General features: G+C 63.7%; 20 protein-coding genes and 1 tRNA gene. 6 read left to right on the top strand and 15 right to left on the bottom strand.

From position 1 onward, the window contains the following. Window positions 1–4: 4 nt before the first annotated feature. The 3 genes from KFO72_RS07420 to dusA all read right to left on the bottom strand — a co-directional run bounded on the left by KFO72_RS07420 (window position 5) and on the right by dusA (window position 2,102). Window positions 5–811: a hypothetical protein gene (locus KFO72_RS07420; protein WP_225031756.1), complete on the bottom strand. Its 807-nt coding sequence runs from the start codon at window positions 809–811 to the stop codon at window positions 5–7. Window positions 812–932: 121 nt separating this feature from the next. Continuing rightward, window positions 933–1,008, bottom strand: a tRNA-His gene (locus KFO72_RS07415). 92 nt (window positions 1,009–1,100) lie between these two features. Next, the gene (dusA, locus tag KFO72_RS07410) at window positions 1,101–2,102 is read right to left on the bottom strand and encodes a tRNA dihydrouridine(20/20a) synthase DusA (protein ID WP_225031755.1); all 1,002 of its coding nucleotides are present in this window, start codon (window positions 2,100–2,102) and stop codon (window positions 1,101–1,103) included. A 341-nt stretch (window positions 2,103–2,443) separates the two neighbouring features. Here dusA and KFO72_RS07405 point away from each other — a divergent pair, with 341 nt between their 5' ends. After that, a complete protein-coding gene (locus KFO72_RS07405) occupies window positions 2,444–2,710 on the top strand; it encodes a hypothetical protein (protein ID WP_007588017.1) in 267 nt (88 codons plus the stop codon). 334 nt (window positions 2,711–3,044) lie between these two features. Here KFO72_RS07405 and KFO72_RS07400 read toward each other — a convergent pair whose 3' ends face one another. Together KFO72_RS07400 and KFO72_RS07395 are read right to left on the bottom strand one after the other, a co-directional pair. Further along, complete coding sequence (locus KFO72_RS07400) at window positions 3,045–3,296, bottom strand: hypothetical protein (protein ID WP_225031754.1); 252 nt, start codon at window positions 3,294–3,296, stop codon at window positions 3,045–3,047. 48 nt (window positions 3,297–3,344) lie between these two features. Further along, a complete protein-coding gene (locus tag KFO72_RS07395) occupies window positions 3,345–3,545 on the bottom strand; it encodes a hypothetical protein (RefSeq protein ID WP_054930346.1) in 201 nt (66 codons plus the stop codon). Window positions 3,546–3,741: 196 nt separating this feature from the next. On the opposite strand from KFO72_RS07395, the gene KFO72_RS07390 reads away from it, so the two are divergent. Continuing rightward, complete coding sequence (locus KFO72_RS07390) at window positions 3,742–4,017, top strand: hypothetical protein (protein ID WP_060600505.1); 276 nt, start codon at window positions 3,742–3,744, stop codon at window positions 4,015–4,017. Between the two features lie 76 nt (window positions 4,018–4,093). On the opposite strand, the gene KFO72_RS07385 is transcribed toward KFO72_RS07390, so the two are convergent. Genes KFO72_RS07385 through ssuD form a run of 4 tightly spaced genes read right to left on the bottom strand, consistent with a single transcriptional unit; the run spans window position 4,094 to window position 7,314 of the window. Further along, window positions 4,094–4,309 carry a TOBE domain-containing protein gene (locus tag KFO72_RS07385; protein WP_012401038.1) on the bottom strand — a complete coding sequence of 72 codons (216 nt, stop codon included), beginning with the start codon at window positions 4,307–4,309 and terminating at the stop codon, window positions 4,094–4,096. A gap of 45 nt (window positions 4,310–4,354) precedes the next feature. Then, window positions 4,355–5,266, bottom strand: a complete 912-nt coding sequence (locus KFO72_RS07380; RefSeq protein WP_225031753.1) for an ATP-binding cassette domain-containing protein — start codon at window positions 5,264–5,266, stop codon at window positions 4,355–4,357. Continuing rightward, the gene (gene ssuC, locus KFO72_RS07375; protein ID WP_107202773.1) at window positions 5,263–6,093 is read right to left on the bottom strand and encodes an aliphatic sulfonate ABC transporter permease SsuC; all 831 of its coding nucleotides are present in this window, start codon (window positions 6,091–6,093) and stop codon (window positions 5,263–5,265) included. Before ssuC ends, KFO72_RS07380 begins: the two co-directional genes overlap by 4 nt. Before the next feature lie 57 nt (window positions 6,094–6,150). Then, window positions 6,151–7,314: an FMNH2-dependent alkanesulfonate monooxygenase gene (gene ssuD / locus KFO72_RS07370; protein WP_054930343.1), complete on the bottom strand. Its 1,164-nt coding sequence runs from the start codon at window positions 7,312–7,314 to the stop codon at window positions 6,151–6,153. Between the two features lie 604 nt (window positions 7,315–7,918). Between ssuD and KFO72_RS07365 the strand changes: the two genes are divergently transcribed. Further along, window positions 7,919–8,338 carry a hypothetical protein gene (locus KFO72_RS07365; RefSeq protein ID WP_054930342.1) on the top strand — a complete coding sequence of 140 codons (420 nt, stop codon included), beginning with the start codon at window positions 7,919–7,921 and terminating at the stop codon, window positions 8,336–8,338. Window positions 8,339–8,365: 27 nt separating this feature from the next. On the opposite strand, the gene KFO72_RS07360 is transcribed toward KFO72_RS07365, so the two are convergent. Both KFO72_RS07360 and KFO72_RS07355 read right to left on the bottom strand, forming a co-directional pair. Then, window positions 8,366–9,496, bottom strand: coding sequence for an enoyl-CoA hydratase/isomerase family protein (locus tag KFO72_RS07360; protein ID WP_225031752.1), 1,131 nt, complete (start codon window positions 9,494–9,496; stop codon window positions 8,366–8,368). 102 nt (window positions 9,497–9,598) lie between these two features. Then, window positions 9,599–10,366: a TetR/AcrR family transcriptional regulator gene (locus tag KFO72_RS07355; protein WP_225031751.1), complete on the bottom strand. Its 768-nt coding sequence runs from the start codon at window positions 10,364–10,366 to the stop codon at window positions 9,599–9,601. Window positions 10,367–10,477: 111 nt separating this feature from the next. On the opposite strand from KFO72_RS07355, the gene KFO72_RS07350 reads away from it, so the two are divergent. Beyond that, window positions 10,478–11,461, top strand: a complete 984-nt coding sequence (locus KFO72_RS07350; RefSeq protein ID WP_225031750.1) for an NAD-dependent epimerase/dehydratase family protein — start codon at window positions 10,478–10,480, stop codon at window positions 11,459–11,461. A gap of 38 nt (window positions 11,462–11,499) precedes the next feature. Here KFO72_RS07350 and KFO72_RS07345 read toward each other — a convergent pair whose 3' ends face one another. Next, window positions 11,500–11,787 (bottom strand): DUF1488 domain-containing protein, encoded by a 288-nt coding sequence (locus tag KFO72_RS07345; RefSeq protein ID WP_007588040.1) that lies wholly within the window; start codon window positions 11,785–11,787, stop codon window positions 11,500–11,502. Between the two features lie 218 nt (window positions 11,788–12,005). Next, the gene (locus KFO72_RS07340; protein ID WP_060600496.1) at window positions 12,006–12,281 is read right to left on the bottom strand and encodes a hypothetical protein; all 276 of its coding nucleotides are present in this window, start codon (window positions 12,279–12,281) and stop codon (window positions 12,006–12,008) included. 161 nt (window positions 12,282–12,442) lie between these two features. Between KFO72_RS07340 and KFO72_RS07335 the strand changes: the two genes are divergently transcribed. Beyond that, the gene (locus KFO72_RS07335; RefSeq protein WP_060600494.1) at window positions 12,443–12,667 is read left to right on the top strand and encodes a hypothetical protein; all 225 of its coding nucleotides are present in this window, start codon (window positions 12,443–12,445) and stop codon (window positions 12,665–12,667) included. Between the two features lie 156 nt (window positions 12,668–12,823). After that, a complete protein-coding gene (locus tag KFO72_RS07330; protein ID WP_054930361.1) occupies window positions 12,824–13,177 on the top strand; it encodes a hypothetical protein in 354 nt (117 codons plus the stop codon). A 27-nt stretch (window positions 13,178–13,204) separates the two neighbouring features. Here KFO72_RS07330 and KFO72_RS07325 read toward each other — a convergent pair whose 3' ends face one another. Both KFO72_RS07325 and KFO72_RS07320 read right to left on the bottom strand, forming a co-directional pair. Next, on the bottom strand, window positions 13,205–13,543 hold the full coding sequence (locus KFO72_RS07325; RefSeq protein ID WP_060600492.1) for a DMT family transporter: 339 nt from the start codon (window positions 13,541–13,543) through the stop codon (window positions 13,205–13,207). A gap of 3 nt (window positions 13,544–13,546) precedes the next feature. Further along, window positions 13,547–14,044, bottom strand: coding sequence for a heme-degrading domain-containing protein (locus KFO72_RS07320; RefSeq protein WP_062915426.1), 498 nt, complete (start codon window positions 14,042–14,044; stop codon window positions 13,547–13,549). Between the last annotated feature and the right edge of the window lie 203 nt (window positions 14,045–14,247).

Here is a 14,247-nt window from a genome sequence, read left to right as displayed (position 1 = left end):
GACGTCAGTCCTTTATGCTGCAGAACTCGGCGAGCCGACGACTTTGCGGAAACGCCGGCTCCAAGCGATTTTCATCAAGGGCACGCCAGACCGCCCTAACTTCATTTTGAGCCCCATAAGCGGCCGGTTCCTTCACGAATGCAGCCGACATTAACGGAGAGTACGACTCCCACGTCTGATCACGCGGCACATACGTCACTTCTCGAAATCCCAAGAACTCAACAGGACGGACTGCGTTTAGCGCTGCCGTGAGTTCATCGAAGAAAGCGCCCGCGTTCCGAATCTCGACGCAAGTATCTGCCCCTTCAAGAGACGACATTGTCTCTTTTGAATGCACTGTTGAGCAGCACCAGACAAAGACGTCGGGATGTTCGATTTCCCGACGAAAATGAATGTTCTCGATCGATGCGCTGCCAACGACGTCGACGCCGAAGAAACGCATCATCTCCGCGCTTGGAGTTCCGCGATCAATCTTCAGTTCGCCTACGATGGATCGATCGACCCGCAACTTGCCCTCGTCGGGATCGGCGACGCCCCGCCCTAATTCCTCGCGCCTGAAATCGAATAACGTTCCTACGCGTGTCGATCCTTCGGTGATCAACCCTTCCGCATGTCGCCTCGCGAGGTACTTGTAGAGCGTTGTGGCGCTCTCCATTGACTCAACAACTCGCAGCTCGCGGCGAACTTCTTCAGAGTCGGCCGACGGTCGAAAAAGGAGAGTCGTCCCCAGACCAGCGGCCGCCGCTTTTGGATCTACATGCGCCACTGGAGATTGACGAGCCGTCGACGCCATTCGAATGGTTTTTTCCACCGCGCGTCTCGTCCGCTTGCCGCCCATCGGAGATCCCCGTTCCGAAAATGAAAAAGCCGTTCCGAATTTCATATTCCGGAACGGCCTTCATTGTTCAAATGCTTGATACTGCTGAATTCTTTGGGGTGGCTGATGGGACTCGAACCCACGACGACAGGAATCACAATCCTGGACTCTACCAACTGAGCTACAGCCACCACTGCACTACACCTTCACTGCCTGCCGCAGAGCGGTGCTCAGCAACGAAGAAGCGAGATTATACAAACACGAACCGTATTTGCAAAGCCCTTTATTCAAAGATTTCGCTGGGCTCGCGCAAATGCTGTCGCGCTTCGTCGAAAATCGCGAGATCGCGTGCCTGGAGCTTCTTGCTGTCCGACAGCACACGCCGCCATCCGCGCGCACCCGCCACGCCGCGATACAGCCCCAGCGCATGACGCACGATCGCGCCCGGATAGGTGCCGCGCGCGAGTTCAGCGCGGCAGTATTCGATCAGCTTCGCTTCCGCTTCTTCGCGGGTCGGCGCGGCATCCGTCGAGCCGTAGAAACGCGCGTCGACATCGGCGAGCACATAGGGGTTGTGATACGCCTCGCGGCCCAGCATCACGCCATCGACGTGCTGCAAGTGGGCTTCGACTTCGTCGAGCGTCTTGATCCCGCCGTTGATGATGATCTCGAGCTGCGGAAAGTCGCGCTTCAGCCGGTATGCGTAGTCGTACTTGAGCGGCGGAATCTCGCGGTTCTCTTTTGGGCTGAGGCCTTTGAGGATCGCATTGCGCGCGTGCACGATGAAGACCTCGCAACCGGCCTCGGCGATCGTGCCGACGAAGTCGCGCACGAAAGCGTAGTCCTCGACGTCGTCGACACCGATCCGGTGCTTGACCGTCACGGGCACCGACACCGCGTCGCGCATCGCTTTCACGCAATCGGCGACGAGTTGCGGCTCCTTCATCAGACACGCACCGAATGCGCCGCGCTGCACACGCTCGGACGGGCAGCCGCAATTCAGATTGATCTCGTCGTAGCCCCACTGCTCGCCGAGTTTCGCCGAGCGCGCCAGATCGTCCGGCTCGCTGCCGCCGAGTTGCAACGCGACGGGAGCTTCGTCGGTGGTAAACGCGAGGTGGCGTTCGACGTCGCCATGAATCAGCGCACCCGTCGTCACCATCTCCGTATACAACCAGGTGTGCCGCGACAGCGTGCGGTGAAACGAGCGGCAGTGGCGATCAGTCCAATCCATCATGGGCGCCACGGATACGCGGCGGGGACTGGGAACAGGCTTCGAAGACATGAGGCGGTGGACCAGAAAGAAAACAACGTGAATTCAGCCCGCAATTTTACCGCAAGCGCGCCCCGAACCCCTCGTTTTGCGCCGCAACAACCCCGGAAGCCCATGATTTACATAAGGTTTTTCAAGCCTTGGCGCTCCGTTTATAAGGGTGCATACGCGGCAAAACCCCGCCCAGCCTGCCTCCCAGCATTGTTTCTAATCTCAGAATAGTAATTTCAAATTATCGGCACAAAAAATCGATAGTAGGGGTATACACTGCCTTCCATCGACGTTGCGAACAGACCGCTGCAAAGCAAGGACCGCAACGTCTTACTGAATCAAAACATTACGGAGAGTTCATCATGAAGACCAAGCTTATCGCCGCAGTTCTGATCGCCGCTTCCGCTACCCTGGCTGCTCCCGCTTTCGCAAGCGGCTACGGCCCGGCTCCGCACTACAACCCGACGGTTGGCGCTCCGGCATCGCAACAAGGCCAGAACGCGGAAACGCTCGCAGCTGAAGCGCAGCAAGCCAACGCAAACGCCTACGGCGGCGTGCAAAACGGTTCGTCGCAAGCTGGCAAGCATGAGCCCGTGACGGGCCCGGGTTCGGTGTTCTTCGGCCACTAAGCCGAAACCGGATCGCAAGCAGACAGCAGTTTCGTAGCAGGCAGTACCCAGCAGTATCGAGCAGCACTGGTAGCACGCAGTACTTGCAGTTGCAGTCGTCGTAGAAGTGGCAGCAGGTAATCGTGAAGTTGCAGTCCAGATGTAGCAGTGCCGCAATCAAAGCTTGACCGTAGTAAAGCCGTACCGTTGATGGCGAAGTAGCAGTATCTGGAAGTACCAGCAGTTGGAAGTTGCCGTACCCTGGCAGTACCACGCAGTCTGTTGTTGCAGGTGTAGTTCAGCCGGATGTTCTTCTCAGAGCATCCGGCTTTGTTTTTTTCGCCGCGCAATACGGCTATCCGCCCGCCGCGAGCAGTTCAATATCGATGGCTTCGCGCGCCGCCCGAAAGCCCGCTTCGGCCGCCGCGTGCTCGGTCGGCCAGAAGCCGTCGATCGGCAACAGCCGCCAGTCCAGCATCACCGCGTCGTCCTTCAGTATGCGGAAGTGCGCCTTGACGCCCGTCAGCACCTGCTCGACGCAGACTTCCATCTCGAACTCCTTGTAGCGCTCCTGGTAGTCGCCCATGTCGACGCCTTTCGGCTCCATCGCGCGCCCCTCCCGTTTCAGCTTTGCTCGCCAGGGTCTCCCAACGGGTTAATCACAATCGCCGGACAGGTATTTCCTGCCGTCGCACGTGATTTCGACGCCCGCCCCCTTCCCCGATTTCGCCACCAGACCCGCGCCCAGCAACTCTTTTTCGACGACGGGCTGGACGGCAGGCGGCGCCTCCCCCGTTCCGATGTCGTTCAGTTGTCGCAAGGTATCGATTGCATCCGCACTCAAGGACTTCGTCATCGCAGCCTCCGCGTTCGTTGGCGGCGCGTCCCCTGTACGGCAACGCGCCAGTCGATGCTGAATTCATGCTAGCACTTCCAGCCGCCATTGCCGGGGCGCGATGCGCCCGCGCACCCGCCTGTCAGCGCGGAAACGCACGGCCCGCAGGGGCTGGCACGCGCCTAGCGACAATGAAAAAAACCGCAGGGAGAATCCGATGATTGCGACGATGGTGAAATTCAGACGTCATGCATGGGCGTCGATAGGAAGCGCCGCCGTGCTGGCGGCATCGGCGGGTGTCGCGCAGGTGGCGTGGGGCCAGACCGTGGCGCCGCAGCCAGGCGGCACGCCGATGGTGAAACCGCCGCCCGCGGCGGCCTCGGGCGCGGCGAGCGCGACCAATCCCGACAACATGCCCGTCAAGAAGCCACGCAAGCCGCCCGACGACGACATGTCGGTTCATCCGCCCGCCAGCGCGACCAACGCGAAATAGCAGGCGGCGCGTGAACCGGCGACGCGCGGCGGCTACCACAACCGCCGCACGTCAAAGGCAAAAGCACACGCACGCGTCACAGGCGCGCAATCGAGACCTCCGTCGACTTGACGAGCGCGACCACTTCCGCGCCGACCTTCAGTTCGAGTTCGTCGATCGAGCGCGTCGTGATGACCGACGTGACGATGCCGAACGGCGTATCGACGTCGACTTCGGACACGACGGGTCCGCGGATGATTTCCTTCACTTTGCCTTTGAACTGGTTGCGTACGTTAATCGCGGAAATGCTCATATCGGATAGCTCCGGTGGGTCGATGAAAAGGTATCCAGCCAGCGTTCAAACTGCCCAGCGGATATCGCGTGCATGCACGGTGCGGCCTTCCTGAGGCGCGGGTTCGCCGGTTGCGCGTGTCTTCATCACACGCTGCAACACGCGCTCCTCGATCTGCGCGAACGCCGCTGTCGCCCGTTCGCGCGGCCGCGCGAGCGGCACGGGCTGATCGAGCGCGATCCTGCCCTCCTCGATCAGCAAAATGCGATCGGCGAGCGCAACGGCTTCCTGCACGTCGTGCGTGACGAGCAGCGCGGTGAAACGGTGCTCGCGCCACAGGCGCTCGATCAGCGCGTGCATTTCGATGCGCGTCAACGCGTCGAGCGCGCCGAGCGGCTCGTCGAGCAACAGCAATTGCGGCCGATGCACGAGCGCGCGCGCCAGCGCGACGCGCTGCCGCTGGCCGCCCGACAACTGCGCGGGCCAGTCGTTGGCGCGTTCGAGCAGGCCGACTTCGTCGAGCACCGCGCGGGCTTTGTCCCGCGATGCGCGCCCAAGGCCCAGCATCACGTTCTGCAGCACGGTCTTCCACGGCAGCAGACGCGCGTCCTGAAACATGATCCGCGTGTCGAAGGGCTGCGAGCCGTCGGCGTGCTTGTCGAGCGTGCCCGAGGTCGGCGCTTCGAGACCCGCGATCAGCCGCAGCAGCGTCGACTTTCCGCAGCCGCTGCGCCCGACGATCGACACGAAGCTGCCGCGCTCGATCGCCAGATCGAAATCCGCGAGCACCGCGCGCTCGCCGTAGCGCTTGCCGACGCCGCGCAACTCGACCGAAATATCCTGCTTTTCACGCGCGATCTCGCGCAGCGCGGGAGCTTGCGTCGACGCAAGCTCATGCGTGCCCAGTTGCCGCAGCTCGGCTTCGAGATCCGCGCCCGCAATGCCGCCAAACGATGCGGACAAGGTGCTTGCACTCATGCTTTGTTTCCTCGTTGATAGGCGGGATGCCAGCGCAGGGACACGCGCTCGAGCCCTTTCGCGAGCATGTCGGCGAGCTTGCCGAGCGCCGCATACAGCAGAATCCCGACCACCACCACATCCGTTTGCAGAAACTCGCGAGCGTTCATCGTCATGTAGCCGATGCCCGATTGCGCGGAGATCGTCTCCGCGACGATCAGCGTGACCCACATCAGTCCGAACGCGAAACGCACGCCGACGAGGATCGACGGCAACGCGCCTGGCAGGATCACGTCGCGATACAGCGCAAAACCCTTCACGCCGTAGCTGCGCGCCATTTCGATCAGATTGGCGTCGACGGAACGGATGCCGTGATACGTGTTCACGTAGATCGGAAAGAACACGCCCAGCGACACCAGAAACACCTTCGCCTCTTCCTCGATACCGAACCAGAGGATCACGAGCGGAATCATCGCGAGCGCGGGGATGTTGCGGATCATCTGCACGGTCGTGTCGAGCGCGATATCGACGGGCCGGAACAGTCCCGTCGCGAGCCCGAGCACGAAACCAATGCCGCCGCCGATCGCGAACCCCGACACCGCGCGCCACGTGCTGACCTTCACGTCCGCCCACATTTCACCCGATTGGATCAACGACCACGCCGCCTTCACGACGGCGAGCGGCTCGGGCAGCACGCGCGTGGACAGCACGCCGCTGCGCGCGGCGATTTCCCACGCGAGCAGAATGACGAGCGGCACGATCCACGGCGCGACTCTAAGTGCGAGCGGCCCGAGATTCAGGCGCGCGAAACTGACACTCGCAGCACGGTTGCCGGAAACAGTCGACATAAACGAGCACTCCTTTGCTGAACGATGCGTCGTTGCGCATCGCCTCTGGACAACGAATCAGCTTTGCGACGCCTTCGGCGCATAGTTGTTGCCGACGATTTCGCCGAACGGCCCCGACAGCGGAAGGTTCCCGCTCACGCTCGAGCGCTGCCGCCCCGGCAGCAGCGGGAACACGAGTTCTGCGAAGCGGTACGATTCCTCGAGGTGCGGATAGCCGGACAGAATGAACGTCTCGATGCCGAGGTCCGCGTATTCCTGCATGCGCGCCGCAACCTGCTCCGGGCTGCCGACGAGCGCCGTGCCCGCGCCGCCGCGCACGAGCCCGACGCCCGCCCACAGGTTCGGATACACCTCCAGGTCCTCGCGCGTGCCGCGCTTGCCGCCGTGCAGCGCGGCCATGCGCCGCTGGCCTTCGGAATCCATCTTCGAGAACGACGCCTGCGCGCGTGCGACCGTTTCGTCGTCGAGCTTGCTGATGAGCTTGTCGGCGGCTGCCCACGCTTCGTCTTCCGTCTCGCGCACGATCACATGCAGGCGAATCCCGAACCTGATCTGGCGGCCGTGCTGTGCGGCGCGCGCGCGGATGTCGGCGATCTTCTTCGCCACCGCCTCGGGCGGCTCGCCCCACGTCAGATACGTGTCGATGTGCTCGCCCGCCATCTCATGCGCCGCCGGCGACGAGCCGCCGAACCACAGCGGCGGATGCGGGTCCTGCACGGGCGGATACAGCACCTTGCCGCCCTTCGAGGTCAGATGCTTGCCGACGAAATCGAAGCTCTCGCCCTGATGCGCGCTCGACAGCAGGCCGCGCCAGATACGCAGGAACTCGTCGGTGATTTCGTAGCGCGTGTCGTGATCGACGAACAGCCCGTCGCCTTCGAGTTCGGCCGCGTCGCCGCCCGTCACGACGTTGATCAGCAGACGTCCGCCCGACAGGCGGTCGAAGGTCGACGCCATGCGCGCCGACAGTCCCGGCGACGAGATCCCCGGACGAATCGCGACGAGAAACTTCAGGCGCTTCGTGGCGGGAATCAGGCTCGAGGCGACGACCCATGCGTCTTCGCACGAGCGGCCCGTCGGCAGCAGCACGCCCTCGTAGCCGAGCGTGTCGGCGGCGACGGCGATCTGCCGGAAGTAGTCATAGTCGGCTGCACGCGCGCCTTGCGAGGTGCCGAGATAGCGGCTGTCGCCGTGAGTCGGAATGAACCAGAAAACATTCATCTGCAGTTCCTGCCTTGTTCGTCTGATGTCTTGGGGATGACGGGATGCGTTGCGTGCGGGCGCCTGCGTAAGGCGTGACACGTCCTGCCGCGCACGCGCAGCGCATCGGAAACGGATGGTTGAAGAAGATCGCGTCAGCGGCGACAGCGAGGCGGCCTGCCCGGCAGGCCGGGACCGCGCGCCACGGACGGCGCAGCCGGGCAAGCGCGGATGGGCATCGGATGGGACATCGCGACGGGTTCTCTCAAGTGAATCGATGTAATCGGCGCACGCGGCGCGCGGCATCCAAGGTGCGCGCTGCGTGTCGGGAAGCGGCGCGCCCCGCAAGTGCTTATCGCACACGCTTCATGCGTGCTTCATACACGCTGCGCCGCCTGCATGGGAAAACAGTCTATGGACGGCGCTGTTTCTTTTGAACGATTTTTTTGAGCTTAGGTTTTCCACTTTCGTGCTTTACCTGACGCTGCAGCATACGTCGCGCACGCGCACCGTCCGCCAGCGCACCTGATCCGCGCCGCACAACCCATATAATGGCGCTCGTTCCGATCAACCTGCGCGGGCGTTGCGCAAAGTCAATGACGCCCGGCGACTGTCGCTGTCAAGCATGCAAAAAATCATCCTGCCGTTCGTGTCCGGCTTTCTGGCGTCGCTGTTCTTTCATGAGTCGACGCTCGCGCTCCTGCACGCCGCCGGCCTCATCGACCCGACAGGGTTCTCGACCGCGCCGTTCGTGCCTGTCGGGCTGCCGGAGTTCATCGCCAACGCGATCTGGAGTTCCGTGTGGGGCGTGCTGATGGCGTGGCTGTTGCGCGTATCGCCCGAGCGGCCCGCGCCGTGGGTTCAGGCCTTCGTGTTCGGCGGCATCGTGCTGACGGCGGCGGGCGTGTTCGTCGTCGATCCCCTGCGCGGCATCTGGCCGACGGGCAACATGTTGCCGCGCCTCGCGCTCGGCTTCGCGTCGAACGCGATGTGGGGCTGGGGCGCGCTCGTATTCATGCGCGCCTTCATGACGCGCGAGGACTGAGGCCGCCCGCCCGTTCTTTTGTGTGCTTCAGCCCTGCAGGTCGCGCAGCGGATGCTCGTTCGCGGGCCACGGGCTGTCGAACATCTTTTCGACGTCCGCGCGCGTCACGTCCTCGATACGCGCAAAGCGCCACTGCGGCTTGTTGTCTTTATCGATGATGCGCGCACGGATGCCCTCCGGCGCGTCGCCGCGTTCGAACGACGAGCGCGTCAAGTCCAGATCGCGGCGCAGGCATTCGGCCATCGTGCCTTCGGCGCGCGTCACCACTTCCAGCGCAACGGCCATCGACAGCGGCGAACGCTCGCGCAGCACCGCGCCCGTCTGCTCGGCCCAGTCGGCGTAGTTGCAATCGCCTTCGCGATCGAGCGACTGGATGATCTGCACGATATCGGGCAACGCGAAGTGCCGGTCGATCGACGTGCGCGCGTCGGCGAGCGGCGACGTGTCGGGCGTCGGCACGATCTTGTGCGATTGCGTTTCGTGCAGCACGGCCGCGACGACGTCGGCGCCCAGTTCGAACGACTGCGTTTTCAGGCGGTCGATCAACGCGGGAATCGCCTGGTCGGGCAGCCACGCGTCGGCGAGACCTGCGTAAAGGGCGTCGGCCGGGCCGATCGTCTCGCCCGTCACGGCAAGATAGCGGCCGACCGCGCCCGGCGTGCGCGCGAGAAACCAACCCGCGCCGACATCGGGAAACAGGCCGATGCGCGTTTCCGGCATCGCCATGCGCGTCGTCGACGTCACGACGCGCAAACCGCCCGTGCGATGCGCGCCTTGCGAAATACCCATGCCGCCGCCCATCACGATGCCGTTCATGAACGCGATATACGGCTTCGTGTACGTGAAGATGGCGTGGTCGAGCCGGTATTCGTCGATGAAGAACGTGTCCACGGCATCGCCGTCGCCACGGCGAAACGACTCATAGAGATAGCGGATATCGCCGCCCGCGCAGAACGCGCGCTCGCTCATGCTGCGCACGACGACGGCCAGCACGTCGGGATCGTCGCGCCACTGGTCGAGCGCCGCATGCATCGCGCGCATCATGTCCAGCGACAGCGCGTTGAGCGCCTTCGGCCGGTTCAGTTCGATGAAGCCAATGCGATTGGCGACATACGTCATCAACTCGTCGGTGGCGCGGGACGATTCGGGTATCGGCATGGTGTGGGCGTAAAGCGGTTGAATGAGCATGCGACGCAAACGGTAGCACGCGGACCGGACTTCTTCAGTGAAACCAGCGGGCGTGGATGCACCCGTCAAGCCTTATGCGCTTTTCGCTTTCGTTGACGCGGCACGGTGCGACTTCGACGGCTTGTCGGCCTGCTGCGCCTGCGCAGGCGTTGCGCCCTCGCCTGACGCTTCGTCCTTGTGTGCCGCTGTTTGCGCGTTGCCCGCTCCGAACCATGCCACGAGCGCTGCGTTCACCACGGCATCGAGCGGCGCGCGCGGAAACACAGGGCAGGTCAGATGCAAGGCAACGATGCCGTGCATCGTCGCCCAGAACGCCTCGGCGCACACCTGGCTGTCGGGCGCCTCGGGCGCGTCCGGCAGACGGCCGTCTGCCTTGAGCGCATCGATCGATTCGATTATCAGGCGAAACGCCTTGTCGTCAGCGTGGTCTGCGGGGTCCGCGCTGTCGCCCTCATCCGCACCCGCATCGCCGCCGAGCGCCGCGCCCGTGTACGACGGGTCTTCCATGAAGATCAGCCGGTACGTTTCGGGATGCGCGACACCGAACGCGACATATGCCCGGCCGATCGCCTTGAGCCGCTCGGCGGGATCGGCGATGGCCGTCAACGGCTCGAAACTGGCGAGCAGCTGCGCATAACCCTCCGCGCACAGCGCACGCGCGATCGCATCGCGGCTTTCGAAGTGCAGATACAGCGTGGCCGGCGAGTATTCGATCGCATCGGCGATCTTGCGCATCGACAGCGCGGCAAAGCCCTCGCGCATGACGATGCGCCGCGCGGCGTCGAGGATGCGCGTGCGCAGTTCCAGTTTCTGGCGTGTCTTTCGTTCGGCGATTCCCATGACGCCAATTTTCCGGTTGACAAACTGAAAAGTCAATTTAAACTGAACATCGTTCAGTGAACACTGTTCAGTAAATTTCTTTTGGTCAGTTTCGCCTTGAAAGGAGATGTCATGGAAGACGCAGCACAGATTGGACTGTTCGGCGCGGCGGGCGCCGCCGGACGCAGCATCGCCCACGCGCTCAGCGCGGCGGGCCGGCGCTATCGGGTGATCGGACGCGGGCGGCAGGCGCTGCAGGCGTCGTTCGGACACGATCCTCTGGCGGAAATCGTCGCGTGGAATCCCGACGATCCCGCCACGATCGCCGCCGCAGCGGCAGGCTTGCAGACGGCCGTGTATCTCGTCGGTGTGCCGTATCACCAGTTCGAACAGCATCCCGTGCTGATGCAAAAGACGCTCGACGGACTGCGCGCGGCGGGCGTGCAGCGGCTGATCCTGATAGGCACCGTGTATCCGTACGGGCGCGCCCGCACTACGCCCGTCACCGAGTCGCATCCGCGCGAGCCGCATACGTTCAAAGGCAAGATGCGCCTCGCGCAGGAAAATCTCGTGATCGACGCGCATGGCCACGGCGGACTGGAAACGCTCGTGCTGCGCCTGCCGGATTTCTACGGTCCCGGGGTCGAACGCAGTTTGCTGCATGGCGTATTCGAAGGCGCGGCGCAAGGCAAGCGCGCGCAGATGATCGGCCCGATCGACGTGCCGCATGAATTCGTGTTCATGCCCGATGTGGGGCCGGTCGTCGAACGCCTTTCGCGCACGCCCGCAGCGTTCGGCCGCGTGCTGCATCTGGCGGGCGCGGGCACCATCACGCAGCGCGAAATCGCGCAACGCGCCTACGCGCTCGCGCAGCGCGAACCTAAACTGATGGTGGCGAACAAGACGATGCTGCGCATCATGGGTCTGTTCAACCCGCTGCTACGCGAAATGGTCGAAATGCATTACCTGCAGACAGACCCCGTCGTGCTCGACGACTCGGCGCTGACGAAGCTGATGGGTTCCGTCGGGAAGACATCGTATGAAGCGGGCATTGCGCAGTCGCTGGCGGCTGCGCAGCGTGCGCTGCAACAGAACGCTGGCGTGCAGGCGGCGTGACGCACACCGCCTCGCAAACGCGTCATGGCTTGCGCTGCTCAGGTACTGGCGAGATTGCCCGGCGGAAAGTGGCCGCTCTTGAGCAAAACGGGCGTGCCATTGCTGATCAGCAGATGTTCGCGCGCGACGGCTTCGATACGCTCGCGGCCCGCGTCGAAGGCGCGGCGCCAGGCGTCGGTGTCGTTCGCGTCGGCGCCGAAATGATCTTCGAGCGCTTCGACAGAAATGGCGCACGGCACCCTCTCACCGTCGACCAGCGCCGGAAACACCAGCGTCAGATTGAAGTCGCGGTAAGCGGGCGCGTCCGCGGGAAAACGAATCTCCATGGTGACCTCATCGGGAAAATCCGGCGTTCCAGGCGAGTGGCCGCCCAGGTGCGCGAGAACCGGCAGGCGACGACTGGCCCAATCAGCGGGCTTAATGTTACTCGTAGCGGCATACGACGGTCCAGCGTGGGGCAGGCCGCGGTTTTGCCGGGCCCACTTCGGCGGCGCGGTCGTCCGTTCTCATGCATGCGTCCGATCGGCGCGCGTCGGGCCACGCATCACTCACCGTCGAGCAGCCGGTCGACATACGCGCGGCCCGCCTTCTCGACGAACACCAGCGCTTCGTCTTCCGACACGAAGCGATGCTCGTCGCCGATTTCGATCAACGTTTCGATGCGGTGCGGATCGTCGGGCCCGCGCTCCGACAGACTGACCGCTCCGACATACAGCCCTTCCCTCTCGCCCGCGCGCCGCGCCTGTTCATGCGGCGGCACGAGCCGCGCCGATGCGCTGATGTAATAGCCACGATATGGGCCGCTCACCCGCTCTGCCATGTTCGCCTCTCGTTCGAAGTTGCTGCAATGGAATCGACAGCACGCGGCACGCCACGTGCGATACACGGTAAGTCTGCCCGCCGCGCGATAAGTTCTGCGCGGCCTGCGCAACACGCATGCACGGGCGCGCCGCCTGCAATTTCCGGACGAGAACCGACGATATGGGAAAATATTTGCTTCGAGAGCGCGAGATCGCCGAACCGGACGCGGCCAACGCGTGGTTCGCCTACGCGGAAAGTCACGGCATCGACATTCCTCGGGCGATCAACATCTGGCAGGACGCGGCGACGGAAGAAGGCGTCGAAAGCCGGCGCCTCGTCGGGCAGGCGGGCATCCGCATCGAACTGTCCGAAACGGGGCGCCTGAGCCTCCGGCCGCAAGTCTGAGGCCTGGGGCCTGGGGCCTCCCGCCGAGCCACAAGGACCCGCATTCTGCGCGCCATGCAGCCGCCAGCGACGGCGCGTCGCCCGCAATGGGCGCACGACGCTGGCGGCTCGCATGCGCAGCGCTCGCGTCACAGCTTATTTCTGGAAGGAAACACAATGAAGTCGATTGAACGGCGCGCGCGCCACCCTCTTGTCTCCCACGCGATCCGTGCTGCGGCGCTGCCGCTTGCCGTCCTCGCGATTGCGAGCCTTGGCGCATGCGCGTCGTCGAACGAAACCAAGCTGATCAACCTGCCTAACGGCGAAACCGGCTTCGCCGTCAGCTGCAGCGGCGCAGACGCGAGTTCGAGCTGGGCATCGTGCTACGTGCTGGCAGGCAAGGCGTGCGGCGCGACAGGTTACGACATCGTGTCGAAGGACAACGACGACGGCGGCCTGGCAGGCGGCAGCGTCACGAACGTGGTGTCGGCGAGCGTGAAGAACCGTTCGATGGTGATTCGCTGCAAGTGATTCGCCGCGCGCACACGTCGCGCGGCGTCAGTGCGCCTGCATCTTCGAAAACAGGTTGAGCACGACGACGCCCGCGACGATCAGGCTCAAGCCCGCGACGGCCGCAAGATCCGGCACCTGTCGATACATCAGGATCGCGACCAGCGTGATCAGCACGATCCCGACGCCGGACCAGATCGCATACACGATGCCGACGGGCAAGCTCTTGAGCGTGAGCGACAGGCAGTAAAACGAAATGCCGTAGCCGAGCAGTACGACGAGCGCAGGTACGAGCCGCGTGAAACCTTCCGAGGCGCGCAGCGCCGAGGTCGCGATCACTTCGGCGACGATCGCGATGCCGAGCAATGCATAGGGCGGCACGCGCATGCGTCAGGCCTTTGCAAGCGCGAGCTTGCTGTAGTCGTGGCCGAGGTGCGCGCACAGCGCCTCGACGACGAGCTCGTGATCCGCGCGTTGCGGCAGCCCCGATACCGTCACCGAACCGATGACGCCCACGCCCTTCACGGTCAGCGGAAACGCGCCGCCATGCGATGCATAGTCGGCGACGGGAAGACTGTGTTTGTCGGCGAGCGTCCCGTTCGACTGTTGCAGCGTCAGACCGACGGCATACGAGCTGCGGCGAAAATGCGCCACCGTGTTGCCCTTGCGGCGCGCCCAGTTGACGTTGTCCGGCGTCGCGCCTTCCAGCAACGAGAAGAACATGGGCTGGCCAAACGTGCGGATCTCGATGGCGAGTGCGAGGCCGCGCGCTTTCGCGACCTCGTGCAGATACGCACCGAGTTGCCACGCGGTGTCGGCATCGAAATGAGGGAAGACAAGCGTATTTTCCTGCGCAGCGATCGACTGCAAATCGTGGGCGATGTCCATGGCGTGTCGAGTGAGCATTGATGAATGCGACGCCGCACGCGATATCAAGTCTCGCACGGCGCCGAAGAACGGGGATTCTAGCGCACGTGTCGCGCGCTACATGACCATGCTCTCACAGTCGCAGCGCGCATTCGAGGCACGTTCGACACGTTTGTCGCGGCAAGCCAGATCACCGTCGCTTTCCACACTTTCATGTCGATTCT

It is taken from the genome of Paraburkholderia sp. XV (assembly GCF_020177535.1).
Classification (GTDB): Bacteria; Pseudomonadota; Gammaproteobacteria; order Burkholderiales; family Burkholderiaceae; genus Paraburkholderia; species Paraburkholderia caribensis.
Note: the sequence above shows the minus strand (reverse complement) of the source record. Positions and strands in the feature narration are given on the sequence as shown.